26 protein-coding genes, 1 tRNA gene and 2 pseudogenes are annotated in these 26,399 nt (G+C 74.4%); 11 read left to right on the top strand and 18 right to left on the bottom strand.

Annotated elements, in window-relative coordinates; translation table 11 throughout:
* Positions 1 to 818: 818 nt before the first annotated feature.
* Positions 819 to 1,463, top strand: a pseudogene (locus ACGRHY_RS25580) (glycosyltransferase); the annotation flags it as partial.
* Between the two features lie 42 nt (positions 1,464 to 1,505).
* Here the strand turns inward: ACGRHY_RS25580 and ACGRHY_RS25575 are convergent.
* Together ACGRHY_RS25575 and ACGRHY_RS25570 are read right to left on the bottom strand one after the other, a co-directional pair.
* Positions 1,506 to 2,651 (bottom strand): RNA polymerase sigma factor, encoded by a 1,146-nt coding sequence (locus tag ACGRHY_RS25575; protein WP_394637656.1) that lies wholly within the window; start codon positions 2,649 to 2,651, stop codon positions 1,506 to 1,508.
* Positions 2,652 to 2,659: 8 nt separating this feature from the next.
* On the bottom strand, positions 2,660 to 3,067 hold the full coding sequence (locus ACGRHY_RS25570; RefSeq protein ID WP_394637655.1) for a YciI family protein: 408 nt from the start codon (positions 3,065 to 3,067) through the stop codon (positions 2,660 to 2,662).
* A gap of 20 nt (positions 3,068 to 3,087) precedes the next feature.
* On the opposite strand from ACGRHY_RS25570, the gene ACGRHY_RS25565 reads away from it, so the two are divergent.
* Complete coding sequence (locus ACGRHY_RS25565) at positions 3,088 to 3,441, top strand: IclR family transcriptional regulator domain-containing protein (protein ID WP_394637654.1); 354 nt, start codon at positions 3,088 to 3,090, stop codon at positions 3,439 to 3,441.
* Positions 3,442 to 3,506: 65 nt separating this feature from the next.
* Here ACGRHY_RS25565 and ACGRHY_RS25560 read toward each other — a convergent pair whose 3' ends face one another.
* Positions 3,507 to 4,142, bottom strand: coding sequence for a response regulator (locus tag ACGRHY_RS25560; protein ID WP_394637653.1), 636 nt, complete (start codon positions 4,140 to 4,142; stop codon positions 3,507 to 3,509).
* Positions 4,139 to 5,413, bottom strand: coding sequence for a sensor histidine kinase (locus tag ACGRHY_RS25555; RefSeq protein WP_394637652.1), 1,275 nt, complete (start codon positions 5,411 to 5,413; stop codon positions 4,139 to 4,141). Before ACGRHY_RS25555 ends, ACGRHY_RS25560 begins: the two co-directional genes overlap by 4 nt.
* Before the next feature lie 176 nt (positions 5,414 to 5,589).
* Here ACGRHY_RS25555 and ACGRHY_RS25550 point away from each other — a divergent pair, with 176 nt between their 5' ends.
* The 7 genes from ACGRHY_RS25550 to ACGRHY_RS25520 all read left to right on the top strand — a co-directional run bounded on the left by ACGRHY_RS25550 (position 5,590) and on the right by ACGRHY_RS25520 (position 11,966).
* Positions 5,590 to 6,678 carry an ABC transporter permease gene (locus ACGRHY_RS25550; protein ID WP_394637651.1) on the top strand — a complete coding sequence of 363 codons (1,089 nt, stop codon included), beginning with the start codon at positions 5,590 to 5,592 and terminating at the stop codon, positions 6,676 to 6,678.
* Entirely contained in the window at positions 6,675 to 7,358 is a 684-nt protein-coding gene (locus ACGRHY_RS25545; protein ID WP_394637650.1) for an ABC transporter ATP-binding protein, read from the top strand. Before ACGRHY_RS25550 ends, ACGRHY_RS25545 begins: the two co-directional genes overlap by 4 nt.
* Before the next feature lie 146 nt (positions 7,359 to 7,504).
* Positions 7,505 to 7,852 carry a DUF1330 domain-containing protein gene (locus tag ACGRHY_RS25540; RefSeq protein ID WP_394638201.1) on the top strand — a complete coding sequence of 116 codons (348 nt, stop codon included), beginning with the start codon at positions 7,505 to 7,507 and terminating at the stop codon, positions 7,850 to 7,852.
* 64 nt (positions 7,853 to 7,916) lie between these two features.
* Positions 7,917 to 8,327, top strand: coding sequence for a VOC family protein (locus tag ACGRHY_RS25535; protein ID WP_394637649.1), 411 nt, complete (start codon positions 7,917 to 7,919; stop codon positions 8,325 to 8,327).
* Between the two features lie 343 nt (positions 8,328 to 8,670).
* Positions 8,671 to 9,045, top strand: coding sequence for a helix-turn-helix transcriptional regulator (locus tag ACGRHY_RS25530; RefSeq protein ID WP_394638200.1), 375 nt, complete (start codon positions 8,671 to 8,673; stop codon positions 9,043 to 9,045).
* Between the two features lie 10 nt (positions 9,046 to 9,055).
* Positions 9,056 to 9,472: a VOC family protein gene (locus ACGRHY_RS25525; RefSeq protein ID WP_394637648.1), complete on the top strand. Its 417-nt coding sequence runs from the start codon at positions 9,056 to 9,058 to the stop codon at positions 9,470 to 9,472.
* Positions 9,473 to 9,557: 85 nt separating this feature from the next.
* The gene (locus tag ACGRHY_RS25520; RefSeq protein WP_394637647.1) at positions 9,558 to 11,966 is read left to right on the top strand and encodes an ATP-binding cassette domain-containing protein; all 2,409 of its coding nucleotides are present in this window, start codon (positions 9,558 to 9,560) and stop codon (positions 11,964 to 11,966) included.
* Between the two features lie 471 nt (positions 11,967 to 12,437).
* Here the strand turns inward: ACGRHY_RS25520 and ACGRHY_RS25515 are convergent, their stop codons facing one another.
* From ACGRHY_RS25515 to ACGRHY_RS25480, 8 genes are all read right to left on the bottom strand, one after another.
* On the bottom strand, positions 12,438 to 13,523 hold the full coding sequence (locus ACGRHY_RS25515; RefSeq protein WP_394637646.1) for an FAD-dependent oxidoreductase: 1,086 nt from the start codon (positions 13,521 to 13,523) through the stop codon (positions 12,438 to 12,440).
* A 1-nt stretch (position 13,524) separates the two neighbouring features.
* Entirely contained in the window at positions 13,525 to 14,043 is a 519-nt protein-coding gene (locus tag ACGRHY_RS25510) for an isoprenylcysteine carboxyl methyltransferase family protein (protein ID WP_394637645.1), read from the bottom strand.
* Positions 14,040 to 15,128, bottom strand: coding sequence for a type III polyketide synthase (locus ACGRHY_RS25505; protein ID WP_394637644.1), 1,089 nt, complete (start codon positions 15,126 to 15,128; stop codon positions 14,040 to 14,042). The genes ACGRHY_RS25510 and ACGRHY_RS25505 overlap by 4 nt, the downstream gene beginning before the upstream one ends.
* The gene (locus tag ACGRHY_RS25500) at positions 15,125 to 16,303 is read right to left on the bottom strand and encodes an NAD(P)/FAD-dependent oxidoreductase (RefSeq protein WP_394637643.1); all 1,179 of its coding nucleotides are present in this window, start codon (positions 16,301 to 16,303) and stop codon (positions 15,125 to 15,127) included. The genes ACGRHY_RS25505 and ACGRHY_RS25500 overlap by 4 nt, the downstream gene beginning before the upstream one ends.
* Positions 16,303 to 17,139, bottom strand: a complete 837-nt coding sequence (locus ACGRHY_RS25495; RefSeq protein ID WP_394637642.1) for a UbiA family prenyltransferase — start codon at positions 17,137 to 17,139, stop codon at positions 16,303 to 16,305. Before ACGRHY_RS25495 ends, ACGRHY_RS25500 begins: the two co-directional genes overlap by 1 nt.
* 334 nt (positions 17,140 to 17,473) lie before the next feature.
* On the bottom strand, positions 17,474 to 17,932 hold the full coding sequence (locus ACGRHY_RS25490) for a hypothetical protein (protein ID WP_394637641.1): 459 nt from the start codon (positions 17,930 to 17,932) through the stop codon (positions 17,474 to 17,476).
* 121 nt (positions 17,933 to 18,053) lie between these two features.
* Positions 18,054 to 18,239 (bottom strand): hypothetical protein, encoded by a 186-nt coding sequence (locus tag ACGRHY_RS25485; protein ID WP_394637640.1) that lies wholly within the window; start codon positions 18,237 to 18,239, stop codon positions 18,054 to 18,056.
* 91 nt (positions 18,240 to 18,330) lie between these two features.
* Positions 18,331 to 19,746 (bottom strand): aminotransferase-like domain-containing protein, encoded by a 1,416-nt coding sequence (locus tag ACGRHY_RS25480; RefSeq protein ID WP_394637639.1) that lies wholly within the window; start codon positions 19,744 to 19,746, stop codon positions 18,331 to 18,333.
* Here ACGRHY_RS25480 and ACGRHY_RS25475 point away from each other — a divergent pair.
* Both ACGRHY_RS25475 and ACGRHY_RS25470 read left to right on the top strand, forming a co-directional pair.
* On the top strand, positions 19,745 to 20,683 hold the full coding sequence (locus ACGRHY_RS25475) for a DMT family transporter (protein WP_394637638.1): 939 nt from the start codon (positions 19,745 to 19,747) through the stop codon (positions 20,681 to 20,683). The two genes, ACGRHY_RS25480 and ACGRHY_RS25475, sit on opposite strands and share 2 nt — an antisense overlap.
* Before the next feature lie 63 nt (positions 20,684 to 20,746).
* A tRNA-Met gene (locus ACGRHY_RS25470) sits at positions 20,747 to 20,820 on the top strand.
* Between the two features lie 82 nt (positions 20,821 to 20,902).
* On the opposite strand, the gene ACGRHY_RS25465 is transcribed toward ACGRHY_RS25470, so the two are convergent.
* From ACGRHY_RS25465 to ACGRHY_RS25440, 6 genes and pseudogenes are all read right to left on the bottom strand, one after another.
* A complete protein-coding gene (locus ACGRHY_RS25465) occupies positions 20,903 to 21,772 on the bottom strand; it encodes a CAP domain-containing protein (RefSeq protein ID WP_394637637.1) in 870 nt (289 codons plus the stop codon).
* A gap of 341 nt (positions 21,773 to 22,113) precedes the next feature.
* Positions 22,114 to 22,742: pseudogene (locus tag ACGRHY_RS25460) on the bottom strand (GNAT family N-acetyltransferase).
* 128 nt (positions 22,743 to 22,870) lie between these two features.
* Positions 22,871 to 23,932, bottom strand: coding sequence for a recombinase RecA (recA, locus tag ACGRHY_RS25455; protein ID WP_394637636.1), 1,062 nt, complete (start codon positions 23,930 to 23,932; stop codon positions 22,871 to 22,873).
* A gap of 114 nt (positions 23,933 to 24,046) precedes the next feature.
* On the bottom strand, positions 24,047 to 24,526 hold the full coding sequence (locus ACGRHY_RS25450; protein WP_394637635.1) for a single-stranded DNA-binding protein: 480 nt from the start codon (positions 24,524 to 24,526) through the stop codon (positions 24,047 to 24,049).
* 73 nt (positions 24,527 to 24,599) lie between these two features.
* Positions 24,600 to 25,142 carry a hypothetical protein gene (locus tag ACGRHY_RS25445; RefSeq protein ID WP_394637634.1) on the bottom strand — a complete coding sequence of 181 codons (543 nt, stop codon included), beginning with the start codon at positions 25,140 to 25,142 and terminating at the stop codon, positions 24,600 to 24,602.
* Positions 25,139 to 26,077 carry an ATP-binding protein gene (locus tag ACGRHY_RS25440; protein WP_394637633.1) on the bottom strand — a complete coding sequence of 313 codons (939 nt, stop codon included), beginning with the start codon at positions 26,075 to 26,077 and terminating at the stop codon, positions 25,139 to 25,141. Before ACGRHY_RS25440 ends, ACGRHY_RS25445 begins: the two co-directional genes overlap by 4 nt.
* Positions 26,078 to 26,399: the final 322 nt, after the last annotated feature.

The following is a 26,399-nucleotide window of genomic DNA, read 5'->3' as shown; positions in this document are numbered from 1 at the left end:
GGGCCTGCCGATCCAAGAGTGAACATCAGTGGTATAGACCACCATAGCAGGGAGGCAGCCCCGCACCGCACCCCGCCGCCCCCGTGGAACCGGGCGGTGGGCGCGCGAAGTCGCCGTCCGCGTCTTCGCCCGGACACGGCGGCCCGGAGGGCGCGGGCACGGCCCGGTCACCATGCGTAGAGCGACCGTCGCGGAATCGAGATCGGCGACCGGCGCCCGGATGGAGGCAGCGGTGGAGCGCTCCGGCATTTCGAACTGTCGCGGGAAGAGGCCGACTTCTTCGAACGGCATCGCACCTACGGCCGCTGCTACACCGCCGCCTACCTGGTGAACTGGCTGGTCACCGCTTTGTTCGGATACCGGATCGAGGACCGGGAGGGCCGCCACGCGCCGGTGCGCGCCTACGCCGGGGGCAGGCCCCCACGGGGTCCCGGAGGAGGCCGCGGCGATCATCGCCCGGCACGCGCCGGTCGCCGCCGTGATGTCGGACTCCAACCGCGAGTTCCGGCACGGGAGCAGGCAGACCCCGTGTCCGCTGGAGGATGTCCGGCGGATCGGCGGGACGGGCGTCTCGTCCACCGGCCGACGGCACACGCCGGGCGGCGACCGGTGGTAATCGGGATGCGCCGGAGCCTGACGGGGGTCCAGGGTCTCGGGCATGTTCTCCTTCCTTCAGATCTACGGCTGACACGGCCGGGGCGGCGCCCCGCCCGCTCTCCCGCATGTCCGTGCGCGCCGGTGTCCGAGGCTCTCGGACCGGCCGGCGCGCGGGCCTGCCGTGTCCCTGTCCGCCGTGGACCCGAAGTGAGTGATCATCCATGTCCCGTCGCCGTGCCCATATCGCGATGGCCGGCATCCCCGCCGTCAGCCACATCCTGCCCAGCCTGGCGGTCATCAGCGAGCTGGTGGCCCGCGGTCACCGTGTGACCTACGCCAACGACCCGTCGGTGGCCGACCTGATCGCGCCCACCGGCGCCGAACTCGTCCCCTGTGCCTCCGGGTTGCCGGTCGCCGACAACGACTGGCCCGACGACCCCATCGCCGCGATGGGCCTCTTCCTCGACGACGCCGTCCAGGCGCTCCCCCCGTTGCGCGCCGCCTACGACGACGATCCGGCGGACCTGCACCTGTACGACATCGGCGCCTGCGCCGCGCGCGCCCTCGCCGAATCGCAGGGCCGTCCCTTCGTACAGCTTTCCCCGACGTTCGTGGCCTGGGAGGGCTACGACCAGGAGGTCGCGGCGCACCTGTGGCGGCTGCCGGGCGCCGACGCCTACCGGGCCAGGTTCACACGGTGGCTCGCCGGCTGCGGGGCGTCCACCACCGACGTGGACGCCTTCCCCGGCCGTCCCGCACGGGCCCTGGCGCTGATCCCGCGGGCGATGCAGCCGCACGCCGACAAGGTCGACACCACCACGGTGACCTTCGTCGGGCCCTGTTTCGACATGCCCGCCGGCGCCGACGCGGGGCGGGTTCCGGCCGACGGCAGGTCCGGACGCGGCCCGTCAGCGGTGCCGGCGGGCGTTGAGCCGGGCGGCCTGGCGCGTCAGGTGGTCGCGTTCGGCGAGGTTGGGGGCCTTCTGCGCCGCCCGGGCGTACAGCCGTGCCGCCGTCGCCAGGTCGCCGTCGCGCTCGTGGAGGTAGGCCGCCACCGCTGCGTGGCGGGGCAGGGAGTCGTCCAGCACGGCGAGCTCCGCCAGCCCGGCGCGCGGGCCGTCGGCCTCGCCGACGGCCACCGCGCGGTTGAGTCCGACGACCGGGTTGCCGGTCAGGCGCACGAGTTCGTCGTACCACTCGACGATCTGCACCCAGTCGGTCTCCTCGACGGTGGGCGCGTCGGCGTGCAGGGCCGCGATGGCGGCCTGGGCCTGGAACTCGCCCAGCCGGTCGCGGGCGAGGGCCGCCTGCAGGACCTCCACGCCCTCGGCGATCAGTTCGGTGTCCCACCGGCCGCGGTCCTGCTCCGCGAGCGGAACCAGGCCGCCGTCGGGTGCGGTCCGGGCGGCGCGCCGGGCGTGGTGGAGCAGCATGAGGGCGAGCAGCCCGGCCGCCTCCGGGTGGTCGATGGCGGCCGCGAGCTGCCGGGCGAGCCGGATGGCCTCGGCCGCGAGGTCGATGTCGCCGGAGTAGCCTTCGTTGAAGACCAGATAGAGGACGCGCAGCACGGTGGTGACATCGCCGGGCCGGTCCAGGCGTACGCCGGCCACGGTGCGCTTGGCCCGGCTGATCCTCTGCGCCATGGTCGCCTCGGGCACCAGATATGCCCGGGCGATCTGGCGGGTGGTCAGTCCGCCGACGGCGCGCAGTGTGAGCGCGACCGCGGACGACGGTGTCAGCGACGGGTGGGCGCACAGGAAGTAGAGCCGGAGGGTGTCGTCCACCGCGGACGCGGGCCCGGGCTCCGGTTCCTCCTCGATCCGTTCCTCGCGCCGGCGGCGGGCGGCGTCCGCCCGGGCCGCGTCGAGGAACTTGCGCCAGGCCACGGTGACCAGCCAGCCCTTCGGGTCCCGCGGCCGGTCGGCCGGCCAGACACGGAGTGCCTCGAGAAGCGCCTCCTGCACGGCGTCCTCGGCCGCCGCGAAGCCGGCTCCGCGGCGGCCGAGGATCGCGAGCACGCCCGGTACGAGACTCCGCAGCGGTGACTCGTCCATCCGAGGGGTCACTCCGTGATGGTGGGCGGCGCGGTCAGGAACGGGCGCACCTCGAGCCACTCGTGGATCGGTTTCCCGCCCGACCCGGGGGCGGCCGACAGTTCCCCGGCCAGCTCGACGGCGCGCTCGTGGCTGTCGACGTCGATCACCATCCAGCCCGCGATGAGGTCCTTGGTCTCGGCGAAGGGGCCGTCGGTGACCGGCGGGCGTCCCTCGCCGTCGTACCGGACGAAGGTCCCCTCGGGGGCGAGCGCCTGGCTGTCCACGAACTCGCCGGTCTCCTCGAGCCGGGCCGCGAAGTCCCGCATGTACCGCACGTGGGCCGAGATCTCCTCCGGCTTCCACCGGTCCATGGGCACGTCGTTGACCGGGGCCGGGGCGCCGCGGTAGTGCTTGAGCAACAGGTACTTGGCCATCGTGTCTCTCCTCGTTGCCGGTGCGGCCCATTGTGGCCGCGCTCACCCCGGGGACGGAGCCGGCCGCGGGTTCTCGACATCACGGCGCGGGACTTTTCGGCCCGTGTGGACGAACCCGGACGAGCCGTCCCGCTGCGCCCGAACCCGAGCGCTGCCGCGACCGTCCCGGCGACCGCCCGGGCCTGCCCCGGCTGCGGGCCGGACTCGGTCGCCCGCGCCGCAACGGGTTCGCCTTCGGCCGGGAGCGCTCCGAACACGGGCTCGTCGCCGTCGGCGTCCCCCTGCGCGACCGGGACGGCGCCGCGCCGGCCGGTCTGTCGGTGTCCATGCCCGGCGTGCGCCGCGCCCCCACCGGCGCGGGCACCGGAGGCTGACCCGGCCGGGCACGCCTGGTCCTCGTGGCACCCGGTACGCGGTGCGTGCCCGCCGGTGCCTTCAGCTACCGCCGGATGAGGCCGAGTTCGGTGGCGGCCGCGACGGCGGCGGTGCGGGATTCGACGCCGAGCTTGGCGTAGACACGGGCCAGGTGGGACTTGACGGTCCCCTCCGTGAGATGGAGCCGGGCGCCGACGGCCTGGTTGGACAGGCCCTCGGCGACCAGGGCGAGCACTTCGGTCTCCCGCCGTGTCAGGGCGGTACCGGGGGTGCGCAACCGGTTCATCAGCCGGTACGCGACGGCCGGGGCCAGCGTGGTGCGACCCGCGGCGGCGGTGCGCACGGCGGCGGCCAGATCCTCCGGCGGGGCGTCCTTGAGGAGGTAGCCGGTCGCGCCGGCCTCGATGGCGGGGAGGGTGTCGGCGTCGGTGTCGTAGGTGGTGACGATCACCACCCGGGGCGCCGACGGGCGGGCGGTGATCGCGGCGGTGGCCTCGGCGCCGTTCATCCCCCCGCCGAACTGGAGGTCCATGAGGACGACGTCGATGCCGCCCCCGGCGGCGCGGGCGACGGCCTCCTCGGCCGTGGCGGCCTCGGCCACCACGTCGATGCCGGGTTCGGTCTCCAGTACGGCGCGCAGCCCCGCCCGCACCACGGGGTGGTCGTCGGCCAGGAGCAGGCGGATGGCGGGATCGGTCACGGGCGTGCCTCGGGATCGGGTGCGGGATCGGGGTCGAGGCCGGGCAGGAGCCCGAGGTCGGGTTCGGGCCCGGAGCCGTCGGGCCGGCACAGAGGAAGCCGGGCGGTGAGGACGGTGCCGCGGCCGGGGGCGGATTCGATGGTGAGTTCCCCGCCGAGGGCGTGTGCGCGGGCACGCATGGCGGCCAGTCCGAACCCGCCGGCCTCCGGGTCGGGGGCGGGCAGGCGGTCGGGGTCGAAGCCGCGTCCGTCGTCGGCGATCTCCACGGTGACGTGGTCGCCGAGGTGGCCGAGAGTGACCTCGGCGCCGGTGGCCTCGGCGTGGCGGACGGTGTTGGACAGGGCGGACTGGGCGATCCGCAGCAGCGCGACCTCGTGCGCGGTCGGCAGCGGTACGGGGTCGCCGGTCAGATGGAGGTGCGCGGTGATCCGGTGGCGGGCGCTGGTGGTGGCGCACAGGCGTTCCAGGGCCCCGGCCAGCGTGGTGCCCTCCAGGGCGGGCGGGGCGAGGGCGGCGACGAAGCGGCGGGCCTCGGCGAGGTTGTCGACGGCACTCCGGCGAGCCTGGTCGACATGTCGGGCGGCGGTCTCCGGCGCGCCGGGCAGGGCCCGTTCCGCAGCCCGCAGCAGTAGCTGGATGCTGGTCAGGCCCTGGGCGAGGGTGTCGTGGATCTCGCGGGCCAGGCGTTCGCGCTCGGCCAGCACACCGGCGGTGTGCTGGGCCGCGGCCAGATCGGCACGGGTGGCCGTGAGCTCCTCGATCAGCCGCCTGCGCCGTTCGCTCTCCCGGTACAGGGCCTGGTATCCCCACGCCACCGCCACCGCCACGGCGGCGCCGAGGGACGGCCCGATCGCCATCGCCGCGCCGAAGGAGCCCCGGTGGGCGGCGAAGCCGCCGGTGGCGGCGGCCGCGGTGGCCGCCACAGCGGCCAGGCCGGCGCGGCGGGGCAGCAGATGGAGCTGGAGGAAGTACAGCGGGAACGCCAGCCACACCCCCTCCGCGGAGCGGGCCAGCAGCATCAGCCAGGCGGCACCCACGGCGGCCAGCCACAGCACGGCGACCCGCCGCGAGCGGCTCACCCGGGGCAGCAGCGGGCCGGCCGCGTACACCAGGCCGAACACCGCCGCCGCGGCGACGACCGCCGCGGCGTGCGGGCGGCCGTCGGCCACGGCCCGCCCGGCGGCGAGCGCGAGCAGCCCGACGACCAGCAGATGCAGGCACCAGGTCAGTGCCCGGGCGGTGGGGGCCGGAGCGGGGGCGGCGGTGTTCACAGTCCTCCCATCCTAAGGAGGCGGCCCCGGTCGGGCCTCTGTCGAAAGTTGGAACCGTCACACCGACTTTCGGTCCGCCGATTGCCGCCCTGGGCCAGATGCCCGCCCTGGGGGCGGTGGCCGAAGGTGGGGCGTACCGCTTACCCCTGGTGTCCTCTGGAAGGGCAGGCCGCACCGTGTTCGTCGCGTGGAGAGATCTGAGGTTCGCCAAGGGGCGCTTCGCCCTGATGGGTGCCGTCATCGTGCTGATCACCCTGCTGGTCGGCCTGCTGTCCGGCCTGACCGCCGGTCTGGGCCGGCAGAACATCTCCGCGATCACCTCCCTGCCCGCCGACAGGATCGCCTTCGCGGCGCCGGGCGAGGGCGGAGAGCTGTCGTACGCGGACTCCACCGTCACCGAGCGGCAGTGGCGGCAGTGGGCCCGGACGCCCGGCGTGAGCGGCGCCGAGCCGCTGGGCATCACCACCACGAAGGCCGCCACCGGGAGAAGGAGCACCGGGGTGTCCGTCTTCGGCGTCCGGCCCGGCTCCGCGCTCGCCCCCGAAGGCGGCGGGCCGGGCGGCGACGCGGTGGTCCTGTCCGCCACCGCCGCGCACGATCTCGGTCTCGCGGTGGGCGACGCCTTCACCCTCGCCGGGCGGCGGGCGACCGTCGCCGCCGTGAGCGGCGACGCCTTCTTCAGCCACACCCCGGTCGTCTGGACCGGCCTCGGTCTCTGGCGGGAGATCACGCCCCCCACGGCTGGGGACGACGGGCCGACGGCCACCGTCATCGCCCTGAACACCACCTCCGCCACCGGCGTCGAGGCCACCGACCGGGCAGCGGGCACGAGGACGGTCACCAGGGACGACTCCCTGTCCGCGATCGGCTCCTACGCCTCCGAGAACGGCTCCCTGCAGCTGATGCGCGGCTTCCTGTTCGTGATCTCCGCCCTGGTCGTCGGCGCCTTCTTCACCGTGTGGACCATCCAGCGCAGCGGTGACATCGCCGTCCTGAAGGCTCTGGGAGCCTCCACCGCCACCCTGCTGGGGGACGCGCTCGGCCAGGCCGTCGTCCTGCTGGCCGGCGGCACTCTGATCGGCACCGGCGCGGCCGCGGCCGTCGGTGCCCTCGTCTCCGGTCTGGACGTGCCTTTCCTGCTCACACCCGCCACCGTCCTCGTCCCGGCCGCCGTGATGACCGCGCTCGGGACGCTCGGGGCCGCCCTGTCCATCCGCCGCATCACCTCCGTCGACCCGCTGACCGCCCTGGGGAGCGCCCGATGAGCCTGCACCTGACCGACGTCACCCTGACCTACCCCGACGGCGACTCCCGCCTGACCGCCCTCGACGGTGTCACCCTGGACGTTCCGGGAGGCAGCCTGACCGCGGTCGTCGGTCCCTCGGGCTCGGGCAAGTCCAGCCTCCTCGCGGTCGCCGCCACCCTCATCACACCCGACCGCGGCACCGTCTCCGTCGACGGCACCACGACCACCGGCATGACCCGCGCGGACCTCGCCGAGCTCCGCCGCCGGAAGATCGGCATCGTCTTCCAGCAGCCCAACCTGCTGCCCTCCCTCACCGCCGCCGAACAGCTCCAGGTCATGGCACGGATCGACGGGCGCTCCCCGGACGGGGCCCGCGGCCGGGCCATGGAACTGCTCGACGCCGTCGGCCTGGCCGGCCTGGCCGGCCGGCGCCCCCACCGGCTCTCCGGCGGCCAGCGTCAGCGCGTCAACATCGCCCGCGCCCTGATGAACGACCCCACCGTGCTCCTGGTCGACGAGCCCACCAGCGCCCTGGACCACGAACGCGGCGCCGCCGTCATCGACCTGATCACCCGTCTCACCCACCGGCAGGCCACCGCGACCGTCCTGGTCACCCACGACCGCGCCCACCTCACCGCGGTCGACCGGGTCGCCGAGATGCACGACGGGCGTCTGCGCCTTCCCTCCACGGCCCGGTAGGTCCGCACGTCCCCGCAGGCACGGCGCGGCGGCCCCGTCCGCGCCATGCCGTACACCGGGGGCGATGACCTGGCGGGTAATGGCCCCCGGCACGTCCGGATGCGAGGATCGGCCGCGTGCGGAGCCCGACCGACCGGAAGGACGCCATGCCCGCCTACGCCATAGCCCATCTGCGGGAGGCAGCCCCGCACCCGGAGATCGCCGGGTACATCGAGCGCATCCCCGCCACCTTCGAGCCGTACGGCGGCCGCTTCCTCGTGCACGCCGCGCGGCACGAGGTGAAGGAGGGGAGCTGGCCCGGGCACGTCGTGGTGATCGGCTTCCCCGGGATCGCCGAGGCACGGGCCTGGTGGGACTCACCGGCCTACCGGGAGATCGCACCGCTGCGCTCCCGGCACGTCGTCGGCGACATCATCCTGGTCGAGGGTGTTCCCGGGGGATACGACCCGGCCGCCACCGCACGGGCGATGCGGGAGACCCTGCCCGCCGGGTGAACCGGACCGGCCGGGAAGCGGTCAGGGCCAGGGAAGCGCGAGTCGCGGCACTAGCCTGACCACCATGGACATCACCATTCACACGACCTTCCTCCCGCACGACGACCCGGACGCGTCCCTGGCCTTCTACCGCGACGTCCTCGGCTTCGAGGTCCGCACCGACGTCGGGCAGGGCAGGACGCGCTGGATCACCGTCGGCCCCGCCGGCCGGCCCGGCACGTCCATCCTCCTGGCGCCGCCGGCCGCCGACCCCGGGATCACCGAGGACGAGCGCCGCGTCATCGCCGAGATGATGGCCAAGGGCACCTACGGCTGGATCCAGCTGGCCACCCCGGACCTCGACGCCGCCTTCGAGAAGGTGCGGGCCGGCGGCGCCGAGGTCGTCCAGGAGCCGGTCGAGCAGCCGTACGGCGTCCGCGACTGCGCCTTCCGCGACCCCGCGGGCAACCTGGTCCGTATCCAGGAGCTCCGCTGAGCCGCCCGGCCGTCGGCGAGGAGGAGTTCCGCCGTGTGCCGCCCGGCGTGGAGACGCGTACTCGTCCAGGCGCAGCGCCTGAGCGGGTTCGCGTGACTGCGCCGTGTCCGCGACAGGACCGGCCTGGAGTACGCGCGGCCGCTGAACGCCGAGGCGCTCGCCCGCGACGCGGGCGTGTCCGTCGCGGACCTCAGCCGCTGGTTCCGCCCGGCCCGCGGCAGATCGCCGTACGCGTACCCGGCCCGCCGCACGCCGGAAACGGTGCCGGGGGTCCCAGGCGCTGTGGGATGGTGGTCGTGTGACGTTGGAGGATCTCGTCCGGCTGCGCCGGGCCCGCGACCTGATGGACCGCGACTACGCGAAGCCGCTCGACGTCCCGGCGCTGGCGCGCATCGCCCTCATGTCGCCGGGCCATTTCTCCCGCAGCTTCCGCGTCGCCTTCGGGGAGACGCCGTACAGCTATCTGATGACGCGCCGGATCGAGCGGGCCAAGGCGCTGCTGCGGCGCGGCGACCTGTCGGTGACGGAGGTCTGCTTCGCGGTCGGCTGCACCTCGCTGGGGTCGTTCAGCTCGCGGTTCACCGAGCTGGTCGGCGAGAGCCCGGGCGCGTACCGGGCCCGCCGGCACGACGAGGGCGCCGCCGTGCCGGCCTGCATCGCCAAGATCCACACGCGGCCGGTCAGGAACGGAGAAGCGGACCCCGCTCCCCGTCCGTAGCGTGAGACCCATGGACATCAAGCTCTCACAGTGCTTCATCGCCGTCGACGACCACGACGAGGCGCTCGCCTTCCACCGGGACGTCCTCGGCCTGGAGGTGCACGACGACGTCGGGTTCGAGGGGATGCGCTGGGTGACCGTCGGCGCGCCGTCGCAACCCGGTGTGGACATCGTCCTGGAACCTCCCGCCGCGGACCCGAACGCCTCTCCGGCCGACCGGCGGGCCATGGCGGAGCTGCTGGCCAAGGGCATGCTGCGCGGCGTGATCTTCTCGACCGAGGACTGCGACGCCACCTTCGAGCGCCTCAGCGCCGCGGGGGGCGAGGTGCTGCAGGAGCCGGTCGACCAGCCGTACGGCGTCCGCGACTGCGCCTTCCGCGACCCCGCGGGCAACATGCTGCGCTTCGTCCAGCCCCGTGCGCGGTGAGCTCCGGCCCCGCGCCGGTGGACGGGAAAACGCACATACCGCTCGAACCCGGCCGGAACGAGCCGGACGACACATGGGGGACACGATGAGCACCGCCGCGAGGACGGACACGCGGGCGCCCGAGCCGCACGCCGCCGACAGCCACGACCTGATCCGCGTGCACGGCGCGCGCGTGAACAACCTCAAGGACGTCAGCATCGAGATCCCGAAGCGCCGGCTGACGGTGTTCACCGGGGTGTCCGGCTCGGGCAAGAGCTCGCTGGTGTTCGACACCATCGCCGCCGAGTCGCAGCGGCTGATCAACGAGACCTACAGCACCTTCGTCCAGGGCTTCATGCCCACGCCGAGCCGGCCCGAGGTCGACGTGCTCGAAGGGCTGACGACCGCGATCGTCGTCGACCAGCAGCGGATGGGCGCCGACCCACGCTCCACCGTCGGCACCGCCACCGACGCCAACGCGATGCTGCGCATCCTCTTCAGCCGACTCGGTCAGCCGTACGTCGGCCCGCCCGCCGCGTTCTCCTTCAACGTCGCCTCGGTCTCGGCGAGCGGCGGGTTCACGGTCGACCGCGGCGCCGACAGGACCAGGACCGAGAAGGTGTCCTTCAGCCGCACCGGCGGCATGTGCACGCACTGCGAGGGCCGGGGCACGGTCTCCGACATCGACCTCACCCAGCTCTACGACGACTCCAAGTCGCTCTCCGAGGACCCGTTCACCATCCCCACCTACACGGGGGACGGCTGGGTGGTGCGGATCATCGCCGAGTCGGGCTTCTTCGACCCGGACAAACCGATCCGCAAGTACACCGCGAAGGAGCGCCACGACTTTTTGTACCGGGAGCCGGTCAAGGTGAAGGTCAACGGCGTCAACCTCACCTACGAGGGGCTGATCCCCAAGATCCGTAAGTCGTTCCTCTCCAAGGACCGGGAGTCGATGCAGCCGCACATCCGGGCCTTCGTGGACCGGGCGGTCACCTTCACCGAGTGCCCCGAGTGCGACGGCACCCGGCTCAGCCAGGAGGCCCGGTCGTCGAAGATCAGGGGGATCGGCATCGCCGACGCCTGCGCGATGGAGATCCGCGACCTGGCCGAGTGGGTGCGCGGCCTCGACGAACCCTCGGTGGCACCCCTGCTCACCGCACTGCGGCGGTCCCTCGACTCGTTCGTGGAGATCGGGCTGGGCTATCTCTCGCTCGACCGGCCGTCGGGCACACTGTCGGGCGGCGAGGCGCAGCGCGTGAAGATGGTCCGCCACCTCGGCTCCTCGCTCACCGATGTCACCTACGTCTTCGACGAGCCCACCATCGGCCTCCACCCCCACGACATCCAGCGGATGAACAGCCTGCTGCTGCGGCTGCGGGACAAGGGCAACACCGTCCTGGTCGTGGAGCACAAGCCGGAGACGATCGCCATCGCCGACCACGTCGTCGACATCGGCCCCGGCGCCGGCACGGCGGGCGGCGCCGTCTGCTTCGAGGGCACCGTCGAGGGACTGCGGACCGCAGGCACCCTCACCGGCCGCCACCTCGACGACCGGGCCGCCCTCAAGAAGACGGTGCGCGAGCCCGCCGGCGCCCTGGAGATCCGCGGCGCGAGCACCCACAACCTGCGCGACGTCGACGTCGACATCCCGCTCGGAGTGCTGTGCGTGGTCACCGGCGTGGCGGGCTCCGGCAAGAGCTCGCTGGTGCACGGGTCGCTGCTGCGGCAGTCGGAGGCCGGCGGCGCCGGCGTGGTCTGCGTCGACCAGACGCCCATTCGCGGCTCCAGACGGAGCAACCCGGCCACCTACACCGGACTGCTCGACCCGGTCCGCAAGGCGTTCGCCAGGGCCAACGGCGTGAAACCGGCGCTGTTCAGCGCCAACTCCTCCGGGGCGTGCCCCACCTGCAACGGCGCCGGCGTCGTCTACACCGACCTGGCGATGATGGCCGGTGTCGCCACCGTCTGCGAGGAGTGCGGGGGGAAGCGGTTCGACGCGTCGGTGCTGGAGCACCGCCTCGGCGGACGCGACATCAGCGAGGTGCTCGCGATGCCGGTGGCCGAGGCCGCGGAGTTCTTCGGCACCGGCGAGGCGCGCACCCCGGCCGCGCACCGGATCCTCGGCCGGCTCGTCGACGTCGGCCTCGGCTACCTCACCCTCGGCCAGCCGCTCACCACGCTGTCCGGCGGCGAGCGGCAGCGGCTCAAACTGGCCACGCGCATGGGCGAGAAGAACGGCGTCTACATCCTCGACGAGCCGACCACCGGTCTCCACCTCGCCGACGTCGAGCAGCTGCTCGGCCTGCTCGACCGGCTGGTGGACTCCGGCAGGACGGTCATCGTCGTCGAACACCACCAGGCGGTCATGGCGCACGCCGACTGGATCATCGACCTCGGCCCCGGCGCCGGACACGACGGCGGCCGGATCGTCTTCGAGGGCACCCCCGCCGACCTCGTCGCCTCCCGCTCCACCCTCACCGGTGAGCATCTCGCGGCCTACGTCGGCGCCTGAGGCGGGGCCTTCGCAAACGTCCGGGACGAGTCGTCCCGCCGGTCCCGGTCCGGCCCGCCGCTGCGGCGGGCCGGACGGTCGTTCGGAAGGACACGTCGATGCGGTCGATGTCGGTGAAGGCGGCTTCGAGGCGGTCGGCGATGTGCCGGGGCGGATTCTTCCGTTGGCCTCTGCGGTGGCGCTCCACCGAGCGACGGCTCACCCCGATTCCGGCGGCCACGGCCCGGGTGGTCCCGGGCTTGCCCGGCGGGAGACCGGTCCGGACCCGGAGAGACCCGGGGGCGGGTGAACGCCTCCGCCCCGGCCCGGCCGCAGCCCCGGAAGCCCCCTTCTGCTTCGTGTTCTGCTTCCTGCCAGGCATCCACACCCCGTTCGGCAGGGACCGGCTCGACCGGCTGCTCCCCTCGCACACCGGCTACGTCTGCGCCGTCCGCCCCGGGACGGGCGAACCGGCCCCTGCGGGCTGCGCGTTCACCCGTCCGGCAGGCGCCGCCCGTCCTCCGGGGCGCACTCCCCCGCCGGGCGGGCCAGCGCGTCGACGGCGGCGGAGAACAGCCACGGCAGCCGCTGCGCCGCGGGGACCAGCGCCGCCCGGGCGGGGGACGGCCTGGTCGCCGCGAGCAGCGCGTGGGTCAGCCGGCGGTAGCGCCGGGTGAGTCGCCGCCAGTCCCGTTCATAGGCCGTCAGATCGCCGCCGGTGATCGCCCGTACCGCCGCCGGCGCCTGTGCGAGCGCCAGCGCGACGCCCTCACCGGTCAGCGCGTCGACGTAGCCGGCCGCGTCGCCGACGAGCAGCACCCGGCCGGCGGTGCGCGCCCCCGCGCTCCGGCGCAGCGGTCCGGCCCCGCGCACCGGTCCGGCCGGCCGGGCCCCGGACAGCCGCTCGCGCAGTTCGGGGAAGGCGGCGAGGTGGTCGTCGTAGGACCCACGGCCGGCGGTGAGCACCGCCACGCCCACGAGGCCGTCGGCCACCGGGGTCACATAGGCCTCCGCGCCGCGGGCCCAGTGCACCTCGACATGGTCGCTCCAGGGGGCCAGCGCGAAGTGTCGCCGCAGTCCGTACCGCGGGCGTGCCCGGTGCGGCCGGTCCAGGCCCAGTGCCCGGCGGATCGGCGAGTGCAGGCCGTCGGCCGCAACGAGGTGGGCGGCCCGGACCCCGTCGGCCACCACGCCCTGCCCGTCCTGCTCGACACCGCGCACGGTGCGGTGCTCGATCCGCACGCCCGCGGCCAGCGCCGCCTCGCGCAGCGCCGCGTGCAGTACGGTTCGGCGCACCCCGCGGCCCGGTCCCGCCCGGAAGGCGGCGACGGCCCGGCGGTGCCCGGCGACATACCGGACACCCCGCAGTTCGTGCCCCTCGGGACGCACGCCGAGCGCGGCCAGGGCGGCGACCGCTCCCGGCATCAGCCCCTCGCCGCACGCCTTGTCGACGGTGCCGGCGCGCTGTTCGAAGACGGTGACCTCGAGTCCTGCCCGGGCCGCGTGCAGGGCCGTGGCGAGCCCCGCCGGGCCGCCGCCGACGACGAGCAGGTCCACGTCGGTCCTCCTCTCGGTCATCTCAGGCCAGTCGCGCCAGCGCGGCGTCCTCGGTGCGGACACGGGCGGCCAGCAGGACGGCGTTCAGCACGGTGAAGACGGCCGCCGTGATCCAGGCCGAGTGGACCAGCGGCAGGGCCAGTCCCTCGACGGCGACGGCGAGGTAGTTCGGGTGCGGCAGGCGGCGGTAGGGGCCGCCGGTCACCCGCGCGGCACCGGGCACGACGATCACCCGGGTGTTCCACTGCCGCCCCAGGGTGGCGATGCACCACCAGCGCAGCGCCTGCGAGGCCGCGACGAGGACGAGCATGGTACAGGCGAGCACCGGTACGGTGTCCGGTCGGCGCGCCCACACCTCAACGAGCGCGCCGGCGAGCAGGCCCGTGTGCAGCGCCACCATGAACGGATAGTGCCCCTGTCCGAGTTCCACACCGCCGCGCGCGAAGCTCCAGGCGGCGTTGCGGCGGGACACGGCCAGTTCGGCGACCCGCTCCAGGCCGACGGCCACGACCAGGGCGGTGAACAGGAGTTCGCCGCTCATTCCGCACCGCCCGGGGCGCGCAGGAGGACGAGCTCGGAGCAGAAGCCCGGACCCATGGCGAGCATCAGCCCGTAGGAACCGGGCCGGGGCGGGCGGTCGGCGAGCGTGTCCGCCATGACGTGCAGCACCGAGGCGGAGGACAGGTTGCCGATCCGGCGCAGCGAGTCCCAGGTCACGCCCAGGGCGTCCTGCCCGACCCCGAGCGCGTCCTGCAGCGCGTGGAGGACCTTGGGGCCGCCGGGGTGCGCCACGTACCAGCCGAGGTCGCCGGCGGTCAGCCGGTGGTCGGCGAGGAAGTCGCGGACATCACCGCCGACGTGCCGGCGCACCAGGTCGGGGACCGATGCGTCGAGCACGATCCTGAACCCGCCGGGGCCGACGTCCCAGCCCATCGCACGCTCCGAGTCGGGGTAGAGGCGGCTGCGCGAGGCCAGTACGAGGGGCTGTGCGGGGTCCTCGGAGTGCGCGAGCGGATGTTCGGGGCCGACGGCGACCACCGCCGCGGCGCCGTCCCCGAACAGGCCGCCGGCCACGAGGTTGGCGACCGAGGCGTCGTCGCGCTGGAGTGTGAGCGAGCACAGTTCGACCGACATCAGCACCGCGACCCCGTCCGGCCGGCCGCGCAGCAGGTCGTGCAGGCGGGCGAGGCCGGCCGCGCCGGCGACGCAGCCGAGGCCGACCAGCGGCAGGCGCACCACGTCGGGGCGCAGCCCGATCTCCGCCGCGACGCGGGCCTCCAGCGAGGGGACGGCCAGGCCGGTCACCGTGCACGACACGATGTAGTCGACGTCGGCCGGGGCGAGACCGGCGTCCTTGAGCGCTTCGACGACCGCGCGGCCGCCGAGCTCGGTGCCGGCCCGGATGAAGGCGTCGTTCGCCCGGCCGAAGTCCTCCAGCCGGGCGTAGTCCTCCAGTGGGAGCGCGGTGTGCCGGGTCTCGACGCACACGTTGCGGTGCAGCCGCTCGACGACGCCGCGGTCGGCGGTGCCGACGGCCGGCACGGTGGTGAGGAACTCGGTGATCTCCTCCTGCCGGTGGCGGTGCTCGGGCAGGGTGCCGCGAACGCTGAGGACGCGTGTACTCATGCTGGCTCCCGGGTTCGGCCGGTCGGGCGGGCGGTTACGGCGAGCGTCCGGCCGAGGCCGAACGCGAGAGCGGAGGTGAAGCGGCCCCGGGCCAGGCCGAGTTCGACGAGGTCGTCGAAGACGCGCTGGTCGGCGGCGGAGGCGCGCAGGGCGGCCTCGACCGTGTGGCGGCTGCGGGCGAGACGGGCGGCCAGGGCGGTGTGGCGCAGGTGGGGCATCAGGATCCGGGCGGTGGCGCGGGCGTACCGCGCCCCCGCCCGTTCGGGACTTCCGTCGCGGCAGGCCGCGGCCGCCGCGCGGCCGGCCGCGATGCCGGTGGCCACCGCGTAGTAGATGCCCTCGCCGGTCAGCGGGTTCACCAGGCCGGCGGCGTCGCCCGCGAGCAGCACCCGGCCGGCCGGAGGGCGCCAGCGCGCCGTCGAGAGCGGCAGGTGGTGCCCGACCCACTGCTGCCCGCCCTCGGCCGCGCCGGGCAGCAGCGCCTCGAGCCGTTCGAGCAGCCGGGACCGGGCCGGCGCCGTACGGCCGGTGTGGAGGGCCTCGCCGTACCCGATGTTCGCGAGGCCGTCGCCGCGGTCGAAGGACCAGGCGTACGACGGCTGGTGCCGGGTGCCGAACTCGATGACCTGCGCGCCGCGCCGCCCGGGCGCGACCGGGGCGTAGCCGCGCAGCGCCAGGGCCATGGGGCCGCGGGGCAGGCCGAGCGCGCGGCGGACGGCCGAGTGGGCGCCGTCGGCGCCGACGACGACCGCGGCGCGGATCTCCCCGTCCAGGACCACCGCGCCGGTGTGCTGCCGCAGGCCGCGGACCCGGTGCCGCAGGAGGCGGGCGCCGGCGGCGACCGCGGCGCCCGCCAGCCGGGCGTCGAGGACCCGGCGCGGCACCACCCACGCCGGGCGGGTCATCGGCCGCTCGGCGGTCAGGCCGCCGCGGCCGAGACGGAGCCGGCCGACCGGGATCCGGTCGCCGACGAGACCGGTGACGCCGACCTGGGCGAGGAGATCGAGGACATGCGGGGCCACCGCGTCACCGCAGGCCTTGTCCCGGGGGAACTCCGCCCGGTCCAGGAGGGCGACGCGCAGACCGGGGTCGGTGTGCAGCGCGCCCAGGGCGGCGGCGGCGCCGGCCGGCCCGGCGCCGACCACCACGAGGTCCCAGTGAGCGGTCGGCGCCATCAGCCGGCCGCCACGAGCAGTACGACGTCGAGCAGGGCGACGGCAACCGCGGCCCGGAAGGGGGTACGGCCGTGTGCGGTCAGGGTGAGCACCGTGAGGACGGCCACCGGTACGAGGGCGGCGAGCGCCCAGGCCGGAGCGCTTCCGGCGGGGCCGAGCACGGCGAGCAGCGAGGCGGCGGCCAGCAGCACGGCGGCCAGGGCCCGTGAGGGGCGTTCGCCAATCCGGTGCGGCAGGCCGCGCACTCCGGCGCGTTCGTCGTCGGCGAGGTCGGGCAGGGTGTTGAGCAGGTGCGCCCCGACTCCGAGTGCGGCGCCGGCGCCGGTGGCCCACGGCGGCGCCCACTCCTGGGCGGGGCCGGCGAGAGTGACCACCGAGGGCAGCGACCCGAAGGCGCAGGCGTACGGCGCCCAGGACCACCTGGTCGCCTTGAGGCCGAGGTTGTAGGCGTGGCCCGCGCCGGCGACGAGGACGATGTTGACCAGCGCGGCGCGCGGGCCGGCGAGCGCGGACAGCACGAGGCAGGCGAGCGCTGCCACGGCCAGGGCGCGCACCACCGCGCCTGCCGGGAGGTCTTTGGTGGCCAGCGGTTTGTCGGCACGGCCGGCGGCGCGGTCACGGGGGAGATCGCGCAGGTCGTTGCCCCAGCCGATCGTGAGCTGGCCGGCGAGCACCGCGGCGGTGACGGCGGCGGTCTCCGGCGGGCGCAGCCCGCCGCGGAGTGCGAGCAGGCCCGTGATGGCGGTGACCGCCAGGGCCGGCCCGCCGTGGGCGGCGGCGAGCAGCGCGAGTGCGGGCGGCTGCCCGGGGCGCGCCCGGACCTCTCCTGCGGTCACGGGCACCGCCGTACCGCGACGCGGTTCCCAGCGGGCCGGTCGCACGGTGGGCCGGGCACGGTGGGTGGGCGCCGGGCCGGGTCGGCACCGCCGTACGCGCCCTCGGCACGCGGGCGGCCTTCGGCGGTGGGGCCGGTGTTCCCGGTCGCTTCGGTGATCGCGTTGCGCATGCGGGATCGGTGCCCCCGCCGCCGCCCGCTCACACGGGGCACTCCGGCATCCGGCGGACACCGGCTGCACCCGGATGGACTGCCGGGCCTTCGTCCGGGTCCCGGCGGCGGCAGCGGAGCAGAGCCTCGGCCGGCGCTCGGGCGGATGACCGCGCCGGCGGGGACTACGGTGACCGCTCGGGCCCCGCGCCCGCGGCCGGGGCGCGTTCGATGCCGCGCCGTAAGAGGGCACGGGCCCGCATCGCCCGGCGGACACGCCGCAGAGGGCCGATCGGTCCGGGATCGGCGTACCGGCGCTCGCGGGTGCCGCGGACCACGTCCGCGGGCGCACCGAGCGCCGGCAGTTCCGCCAGGGCCTCGCCTTTCGTGATCAACCGCCCGTCGCGCAGCGTCACGGTGGCGCGGGCCAGGACAAGTAGACACAGATCCACCCATACGTCCCGGAGCCAGAGCCGCGGTCTGGCCGTGGCCGGGAGCCAGAACTCCGCCGGGTCGCGCCGGATGAACTCCTCCCACCGCCCCGGGGCGAGCGGTGGGAGCAGTTCCGGCGGCGGGTCGTGGAGGGTGGGGCCGCCGCCGGGCGGCTCCCGTCGTCGGGTGACCGGTGTGACCGGGTGCTCCACAAGCGTGCCGTGCGCCTGACATGGGCGGCCTCGGCGTCGGAGAGCGCCGCCTCGGCCATGTGGGAGCAGTACGGCCAGGCCGCTGCCGGCTCCTCCTTCGGCAGCCTTCGGTGAATGCCGGTCAGCCGTTCTCGGTGCTCGCCGTCCAGGGCCCTTCGACCACCGCGATGAGGTCGAGGGCGCTGCGTCCCGGCCGTAAGTCGCCCATCGCGGGTGAACCGTGCGCCCGGACGGCCGCCGTCGGCACCGCCGGCCGTATGCCGGAGACGAACCGCTCCGGCACGAGATCCGTTTCGGTCGCCGCCATCGGACTCCTCCGGAAGGGGGCCTTCGCCTGGCGCCGGGACCGGGGCGGCGGATCGGGATGTGCGCGCCCCCGCAGGCGTCCCGGGCGGACCCTACCGCGTACGCTGCCGCGCGAGCGCCCGTCCGACGGCGCGCGCACCGTCGGGGAAGGCGCCGGGGTCCGGTCCCGAGTAGTTGAGCCGGAGGTAGGCTCCGGTCGGCTCGGCGGGGAACCATTCGCCGCCGGGGGCGACGAGGACTCCGTCGCTCTCGCAGTCCCGTACGAGCCGTGCCAGGTCGGTGGCGTCCGGCAGCCGGACCCAGATGTTCAGCCCTCCCTGCGGCACCGCTTCGAGGCGGGCGGTGGGCACGTGCTCCCGCAGTGACGCGACGAGGAGGTCCCGGCGGGCGGCGAGCTGGTGGCGGAGGTTGCGCAGATGTGTGCGCCAGGCGGGCTGGGTGACGACGTCGAGTGCGGCGGTCTGGAGGACACCGCTGACGTACATCGACTCGGCCTGGGCGTCGGCGAGGATGCGCGTCCGGGCCGGGCCCCGGGCGACGACCCCGGCGATGCGGACGGCCGGGGAGACGCTCTTGGTCAGGGAGCGCAGGTAGACGACGTGCCCGCCGTCGTCCCGGGCTGCGACCGGGACCGGCTCGGCGCCGATGCCGAAGTCGTGCGCCCAGTCGTCCTCGATCAGGAACGCCCCGTGCCCGCGGACGGTGCCGAGGACCCGGTCGGCCAGACCGGGTGACCACCGGGCGCCGGTGGGGTTGGCGAAGTTCGGCTGGGCGTAGAACGCGCGCGCCCCGGTCCGCTCGAACGCCCGGGCCAGTTCCTCCGGGTCGGGCCCGTGCGCCCCGCTGGGAACGGGCACGATCTGTACGCCCGTCTGTGCGGCGGCGAGGATCGCGCCCCAGTAGGTGGGTGACTCCGCCAGCAGTGGGCGGCCCGCGCCGACGAGGGCGCGGAAGGCGGTGCCCAGTCCGCTCTGGCTGCCGGGGAAGACGACGACGTCGCCCGGTGTCGGCGGCGTGGTGCCGGCCGGTGTCGCGGTGGCGAGTTCGGCGGCGAACCACGCCTGGAGTTCGGGCAGTCCCGCGGCCGGGGGGCGGCTGACGGCGGCGTCACCGCGGGCCGCACGGGTGAACGCGGCCCGGACCAGGCGCTCGGGCAGCAACTCCCGGTCCGGATAGCCCGAATGAAGCGCGATCACGTCGTTCGGGGTGGTCCGCAGTGCCGTGGAAAGCCGCGGTGCGCGGTTGCGCGGTGATCCGAGCGCCGCGGTCTGCCACCCGTAGTCGTTGGGGCGGGCCTCGCGGATCGCGCGGACGAAGGTCCCCACGCCGGGGCGGCTCTCCACCGTCCCCTGCGCCGCCAGGGCCCGCAGCGCCTTCTGGACCGTTACGGGGCTCGCCCCGTAACGGGCGACCAGTGTGCGTGTGGAGGGCAGTCTCGCACCCGGGGCGGCCGATGCGATCCATTCGCGGAGATCGGCGACGATCCGCGAACTGCTATCGTTGTCCATGACAGACAACAGTAGCGCTACTCTCCTTGAAGCCCGGGCGCTATCCCCGTCCCACACCGGTCTCGGGTGGGGGCTGCTCGGGGTCGGAGCGTTCTCGTTCACCGTCCCGTTCACCCGGTTCGCCGTCGAGGGCGGCGGGATGTCACCGCTGTTCGTCGGCTCCGGTCGTGCGGTGGTCGCCGCGCTGCTGGCGACGGCCGCGCTGGTCGTCACCAGGCAGCGTCCGCCCCGCGGTGCCCAGTGGGGCCGCCTGGCGGTCGTCGCCGGCGGTGTGGTCGTCGGCTTCCCCGTGCTGACCTCCTACGCCCTGACCACCGCCTCGGCCGGCCACGGCGCCGTCGTGATCGCGCTCCTGCCGGCCGCGACCGCGGTGATGGCCGTACTCCGCGGGCACGAACGCCCTCCGGCCCCGTTCTGGGTCATGGCGGCCGTCGGCGCGGCCGCCGCGGTCGTGTTCGCCTCTCTCCGGGGAGGCGGGTTCGGCGGGCTCCACTGGTCCGACCTGCTCCTGCTCTGCGCCGTCGCGGCGGCCGGCACCGGCTACGCGGAGGGCGGGATCCTCGCCCGCGAGCTCGGCGCCTGGCAGACCATCTCCTGGGCTCTCGTGCTCTCCGCACCGCTCATGGCGGGCCTCGCCGTCCTCTCGGTCTCGTCGCGCCCTCCGGCCGGGACCTGGGCCGAGTGGTCCGCGTTCGCCTACCTCGGGGTGGTGAGCATGTTCCTCGGTTTCTTCGCCTGGTACCGCGGACTCGCGATCGGCCCGATGGCGCAGGTCGGCCAGGTGCAGCTCGTCCAGCCCGTGATGAGTATCTGCTGGGCCGCGCTGTTCCTGCGCGAGCAGATCACCTGGTCCACCGTCCTCGGCGGCATCGCCGTGATCGCCTGCGCCGGCGCCACCGTGCGCACCCGGCCGGGGCGCCCCGCGGGCGCGGACTGAAGTCCCTTCCGGGCCTGCCCGTTTCACCGGGGGCCGTGGCGTGCCGTACAGTGGTGGCACCGCCGCGGGGTGGAGCAGCTCGGTAGCTCGCTGGGCTCATAACCCAGAGGTCGCAGGTTCAAATCCTGTCCCCGCTACTGGAAGGTCCGGCCCCGGTGCATCCCGCACCGGGGCCGGACCTCTTTCGTGCCCGCTTTCATGCCCGCGGGCGTCGCGCCGCTATCGGCCGGTGCCGAAGTTCTGGGTCCACCACGGGCCGCCGTCACCGAAGTGGACGCCGACCCCCAGCTCCTCGAGGGCGCAGTTGAGGATGTTCGCGCGGTGGCCGGGGCTGTTCATCCACGCGTTCATGACCGAGGCGGCGTCCGGTTGTCCCTGGGCTATGTTCTCGCCCAGGTTGCTCCAGGCGTACCCGGCCGCCTCGACCCGGTCGGCCATCGTGGAACCGTCGGGCCCCGTGTGGGACAGCACGCCGGACGCGGCCATGGTGTCGCTGTAGCCGTCCGCGGCCCGTGCCAGCCGGGCGTCGGCGGTGACCGGGCGGCAACCGGCGGCGGCCCGTTCCCTGTTGACGAGCTCGAGCACCTGCGCCTGTGGCCCGCTGTCCTCCGGCGCCGCGTCCGCACCGGTGGCGCCGGAGGCGTGTTCCCCGCCACCGGACCCGGCGGTGTCTTCGGAGCCGCCCTTCCGGCCCTGGTCCCGCTCCCGCCCGACCGCCCTGTCCGGCTCCGCTCCCCCGGCGGGGTCCGGGGCGGAGCCGGACGCGGGCGCGGAGGGGGCGGCGCTGCGTGCGGTCTTCCCGGACTTCCCGGCACCGGGCGAGGCGGACGTACTCTCCTGCGGGCCGGACGAGGCGGGAAGGGACGCGCCGCCGGCGGTCCCGCCCTCCGTGCCGGGCGCGGTGCCGGCCGCGTCCGCCGCCACACGGTCGGCCGGTCCGTCCTGTCCCCCGCCCGCGGCCACGGTGAGGCCGGCGCCCGCCGCCATGGTGACCACGCTGAGCGCGAGAACGATGTTGCGCGCCGGCGGGGCGCCCTTGGGACGGGCGTGGGCGCGTTGGCGGGAACGGTCGGCCCTGCGGGAGCTCATGCGGAAGATACCTCGGGGGTCGGTCGGGGAGTCGGTCGGCCCGGAGAAGGATCCCGGCAGGCGCGACCGCGCCTGCCGGGATCCCTGGAGGGGGTCGAGCGAGAGCCTAGGCAGGTCCGGGACCTGCGGGGCGCCCGGTGAGGGCTTCTTCAGGAAGCCCTAAGGAAGTCATGAGGTTCCGCCCGGGCACGGGGGCTTCCGGCGGTGGCGGGCCGGGGAGGCGGAGCCTCCCGCACCCGGCGATCTGACCCGCGTCCTCCGCGAGCTGGAACGCGCGAAAGCCCCCGCGGGCGCCGACGGCACCGCGGGGACCCGGGACCCGGCGCCGCGGGGAGGCACCCCTACCGCGCGGTGAGCAGTACCTCGGCTCCCGCCGGCCGGAACCCGGCCGTCTGGAAGGCCCGCACGCCGCGCGCGTTGCCCGCCGCCTGCTGGGCCCAGAGCGGCTCCCCGTCCGGCACGAGGTGCCGGGCGGCCCTCGCCGGCGTCCGGCCCAGCCCCCGGTGCCGCACCCCCTCGTCCGCCTCGACCGCCACCTCCCAGCGGCCCGCCACGCCCCGGCCGAGGACGACCAATCCGCCGGCGGCCGCCCACACCCGCACACCGTCACGGCGCTCACGCGCCCGGGCCACCCGCGGGTGGTCCGGATCGGCGATCTCGCGCAGTTCCAGCGGAGGGGCGCCCGGCAGGGAGCGGGCCACCGTCAGCAGGTCGACCGTGCCGGCCGACCGCCCGGTGCGCGTCATGAACGCGGCCAGGAAACGGGGTTCATGGTGGCCGCCGGCTCGTCGCACTCCACGGCCGCCGGCATGCCGTGGACCCACCGGGGGTCCCCGCCGGTGAACACCACGGAGTGCGCGGTGAACGCGATCACTCCGGTGTCGCGGCGGTTCGGCCGCGGCACCACGGTCGTACCTCCGTCCGGCGGCGGGAACCGCCCCCGGGCCGCCGCGTCCGGTACCTCCGCCAGAGTCCGCGCAGCCGCTCCCCCCCTCGTCCTGCCCCGGTGATCCGGTTCAGACCGTCACACCGGGAAGTCACGGCTCCCGAGCAGATGGGGGGCGGAACGCCGGCGCGGAGGGATGCCGGCGCGGAGGGTCAAAGCCCGGCGGCGAGGGTGCGGATGGCGTCCGCCTCGGGTTCCGCCCCGCTCTCCGCCTCCGGCCGTGCTCCGATGCCGAGCTTCTCCTTGATCTTCTTCTCGATCTCGTCGGCCAGATCGGGGTTGTCGCGCAGGAAGTTGCGGGCGTTCTCCTTGCCCTGCCCGAGCTGGTCGCCCTCGTAGGTGTACCAGGCGCCCGACTTGCGGATGAAGCCGTGCTCCACCCCCATGTCGATCAGCCCGCCCTCCCGGCTGATCCCCACCCCGTAGAGGATGTCGAACTCCGCCTGCTTGAACGGCGGAGCCACCTTGTTCTTGACCACCTTCACCCGGGTGCGGTTGCCCACCGCCTCCGTGCCGTCCTTGAGCGTCTCGATCCGGCGGATGTCCAGCCGCACCGAGGCGTAGAACTTCAGCGCCCGGCCACCGGTGGTCGTCTCCGGCGAACCGAACATCACCCCGATCTTCTCGCGGAGCTGGTTGATGAAGACGGTGGTGGTCTTGGACTGGCTGAGCGCGCCGGTGATCTTGCGCAGCGCCTGGCTCATCAGCCGGGCCTGCAGACCCACGTGCGAGTCGCCCATCTCGCCCTCGATCTCCGCGCGCGGCACCAGCGCGGCCACCGAGTCGATCACGATCAGGTCCAGCGCCCCGGAACGGATGAGCATGTCGGTGATCTCCAGCGCCTGCTCGCCGTTGTCGGGCTGGGACAGGATCAGGGAGTCCACGTCCACCCCGAGCCGCTTGGCGTACTCCGGGTCCAGCGCGTGCTCGGCGTCCACGAAGGCGACCGTGCCGCCCATCCGCTGGGCGTTGGCCACCGCGTGCAGGGTCAGGGTGGTCTTGCCGGAGGCCTCCGGTCCGTAGACCTCCACCACCCGGCCCCGCGGCAGGCCCCCCACGCCCAGGGCGACGTCCAGAGCGGTCGACCCGGTCGGAATGGCCTCGATGGGGTCCCACGCCCCGTCGCCCAGGCGCATCACCGCGCCCTTGCCGAACTGCCGTTCAATCTGTGCGAGCGCGGCGTCGAGCGCCTTCTCGCGGTCCTTTTCTTTCACTGGGTCCACCTCGGTGGGTCGGGTTGCGCCGTCGCGGCGGGCGGCTTGAGGTGTCGGTACGGCCGCCCGCCGACGCGGCGCCGGGTTCCGCGGTCTCGTGGAGGACCGCCGCGGTCAGAAGGGGAGTCCACTCTCCCCGGGTGCGTGCCGCTCGCCGCCGTCCCGGCCGGGCGGGCCGTCGGCCGCCGGTGCGGCGCCGAAGCGGTCGCCGGCGGGGGCGCCCGTACGCGGGCCCCTGACGACCGTCGCGCTGGCGAACCGCAGGGAGGGGCCGACCTCGTCCACCTCGCACTCCACCACGGTGCGCTTCTCGCCCTGGCGGGTCTCGAAAGTCCGCTGGCGCAGTCGGCCCTGGACGATGACGCGCGTACCGCGCGTGAGGGACTCGGCGGCGTGCTCCGCCTCCTGCCGCCAGGCCGAGCAGCGCAGGAACAGCGTCTCGGCGGAGTCCCTCCACTCGTTGCTCCGCCGGTCGAAGGTGCGGGGCGTGGAGGCGACGGTGAAGTGGGTGACCGTGTCTCCGGAAGGGGTGGTGCGGATGTCGGGGTCGTCGGTCAGGTTGCCGACGACGGTGATGACGGGCTCACCGGCCATGGGTGGCTCCTCTCGTGCGGCGGGTGTGCGGCGGGTGCCGGGCGGGCACGCCGTGGACGCGCGGTGCCGGGGGTCATCGCTCCTCGCCCCGGACCTCGCCACGCCCTTCACCGCTGTCGAGGGTGAGCAGCCGGGGCAGGTCGATCTCACCGGTGCGCCAGGCCCGGGCGACCTGCTCCGTTCCGCCCGGCACGGGCCGGAGGCTGAACGAGCGCGGCTCCGGCGGCGGGGCCGTTTCCAGGCCCGGGACCACCTCTCCGGTGTGCGGGTCGGTGGCCGGCCCCGGCCAGGCGGTGAGCCGGGCGGTGAACTGCCTGCGCCAGCTGGGACGCACCCGGACGAGCGTCTCCACTTCGTCCGGGTGGTTCTCGGCAACCCAGGTGGTGAAGGCGTCCTCGTCGGCGACCACGACCTCCGGCTTGGGGTCGATGAGCGTGATGGTGGCGATGGGCGTGCCGTCCCGCAGGGTCACCCGTATCGACTTCAGCGCGTACTCCTCGCGGGCCGCGCGCAGTTCGTCGAGGACCTCGCGGCGTGTGGCCTGGTACTGCTCCTCCACCGCGTCGCGCAGCACCTTGAGTACGGCGACCCTGGCCGCGTGCTCCTTGAGGTTCATGCCGCCACGGCTTTCCGCTCGGTCTCCTTCCGGGTCTCCCCGGCTTTCCCGGCCTCCTTCCTCGCCTCGGTCCCGCGGCGCACGATGAGGTCGCCCAGTGTGGTGGGCTCCCCCGCCGGGTCCAGGACGGCGGCGGCGAGCAGGTTGTGCCGGCGGGCCTCCTCGTAGAGGGCGCGGAGTTCCTCGTAGGTGGTGTTCGGGGCGGTGACGGTGGCGAGGTAGTCGGACGCGCTCGGGGTGGGCTTGCCCGCGTTGAGCCAGTCGAGGACGGAGCCGGCGAACTCCGTGCCCGGTTTGCGGATCACCAGCCCGGACAACGGCTTCGCCCGTGACTTGGAGATCACCAGGGTGTTCTCGTGGTCGAGGTCGCCGACGATGTCGAACTCGTACTCGATGCCCTCCCGCTGCTCGGGCTTGAGCCCGACCTTGCGCGGCACCTTGCGCCCGCGGTCGTCGGTCTCTACGACGTACTCGGTCTTGGTGCGCATGGTGACGATGAGGTGGCCCGGATAGGCGAGCAGGGCGTCGATCATCGCCCGCTCCATGGGTCGGGTCTCCTTCCAGGCTGCGAAGCTGCTGCCCGTCCCGTAGCGTTTCGCGGCGTTGTCGACCTGTTCGAGCACTCCGCCCGCACCGGACCAGAAGTGCGAGAGCGAGTCGACGATCACGGTGTCATAGCCCTCGTGGGCGGCGACCGCGAGGACGTCGATGAGCCCGGTGGGCTCGAACGAGGTGAGCTGGAGGGTGTCGAAGGCGAACTCGTCGGCGTACTTGGACGCGCTGCCGTGCTCGGTGTCGACGAGGGCCACCCGGTCGCCGATCGCGGTGCCGGTGATGAGCGCGGTGTAGGTCTTGCCCGATCCGGTCGGCCCGGTGAGGGCGATGCGGGCCTTGGCCTGCTCCTTGGTGGCGGGGGTGAAGGTGAAGGTGCTCACGCCATATCTCCTCTGGCGCATTCGACGGCGGTTCGGGGTGGGCTCGGGGGTGGCGGGACGCGGTCCCGGCCCGGCAAGACGTGCACCCACGCGGCCGAAGCTTCAGTTCGAATCCATGTTCGAAATCTGTCCTGAGTCAGAGACTAGGCACATATTGTCGATAAATCAATACCTATCGGGCGGAAAGTCCCGCCGGCTCCGACGCCCGGACCGCCACCGCCCCCGGACCGCCGCATGACCTGCGGACACGGCACTCCGAAGCCCCCACTCCCCTTTTGACCAGCTCTTTTGTCAGTGGTTCGCAGTAAAATGGAAGGAAGAT

This window comes from Streptomyces shinuiensis, from assembly GCF_043660855.1.
GTDB lineage: Bacteria > Actinomycetota > Actinomycetes > Streptomycetales > Streptomycetaceae > Streptomyces.
This window is presented reverse-complemented; position numbering and strand designations above follow the sequence as displayed.

Excerpts from the sequence above, each read along its gene's own strand:
- ACGRHY_RS25575 (WP_394637656.1), bottom strand. The coding sequence starts at position 2,651 with ATGGACGAGTCACCGCTGCGGAGTCTCGTACCGGGCGTGCTCGCGATC.
- ACGRHY_RS25570 (WP_394637655.1), bottom strand. The coding sequence starts at position 3,067 with ATGGCCAAGTACCTGTTGCTCAAGCACTACCGCGGCGCCCCGGCCCCG.
- ACGRHY_RS25545 (WP_394637650.1), top strand. The coding sequence starts at position 6,675 with ATGAGCCTGCACCTGACCGACGTCACCCTGACCTACCCCGACGGCGAC.
- ACGRHY_RS25540 (WP_394638201.1), top strand. The coding sequence starts at position 7,505 with ATGCCCGCCTACGCCATAGCCCATCTGCGGGAGGCAGCCCCGCACCCG.
- ACGRHY_RS25535 (WP_394637649.1), top strand. The coding sequence starts at position 7,917 with ATGGACATCACCATTCACACGACCTTCCTCCCGCACGACGACCCGGAC.
- ACGRHY_RS25530 (WP_394638200.1), top strand. The coding sequence starts at position 8,671 with ATGGACCGCGACTACGCGAAGCCGCTCGACGTCCCGGCGCTGGCGCGC.
- ACGRHY_RS25525 (WP_394637648.1), top strand. The coding sequence starts at position 9,056 with ATGGACATCAAGCTCTCACAGTGCTTCATCGCCGTCGACGACCACGAC.
- ACGRHY_RS25520 (WP_394637647.1), top strand. The coding sequence starts at position 9,558 with ATGAGCACCGCCGCGAGGACGGACACGCGGGCGCCCGAGCCGCACGCC.
- ACGRHY_RS25515 (WP_394637646.1), bottom strand. The coding sequence starts at position 13,523 with ATGACCGAGAGGAGGACCGACGTGGACCTGCTCGTCGTCGGCGGCGGC.
- ACGRHY_RS25510 (WP_394637645.1), bottom strand. The coding sequence starts at position 14,043 with ATGAGCGGCGAACTCCTGTTCACCGCCCTGGTCGTGGCCGTCGGCCTG.
- ACGRHY_RS25505 (WP_394637644.1), bottom strand. The coding sequence starts at position 15,128 with ATGAGTACACGCGTCCTCAGCGTTCGCGGCACCCTGCCCGAGCACCGC.
- ACGRHY_RS25500 (WP_394637643.1), bottom strand. The coding sequence starts at position 16,303 with ATGGCGCCGACCGCTCACTGGGACCTCGTGGTGGTCGGCGCCGGGCCG.
- ACGRHY_RS25485 (WP_394637640.1), bottom strand. The coding sequence starts at position 18,239 with ATGGCGGCGACCGAAACGGATCTCGTGCCGGAGCGGTTCGTCTCCGGC.
- ACGRHY_RS25475 (WP_394637638.1), top strand. The coding sequence starts at position 19,745 with ATGACAGACAACAGTAGCGCTACTCTCCTTGAAGCCCGGGCGCTATCC.
- ACGRHY_RS25480 (WP_394637639.1), bottom strand. The coding sequence starts at position 19,746 with ATGGACAACGATAGCAGTTCGCGGATCGTCGCCGATCTCCGCGAATGG.
- ACGRHY_RS25465 (WP_394637637.1), bottom strand. The coding sequence starts at position 21,772 with ATGAGCTCCCGCAGGGCCGACCGTTCCCGCCAACGCGCCCACGCCCGT.
- ACGRHY_RS25450 (WP_394637635.1), bottom strand. The coding sequence starts at position 24,526 with ATGGCCGGTGAGCCCGTCATCACCGTCGTCGGCAACCTGACCGACGAC.
- ACGRHY_RS25445 (WP_394637634.1), bottom strand. The coding sequence starts at position 25,142 with ATGAACCTCAAGGAGCACGCGGCCAGGGTCGCCGTACTCAAGGTGCTG.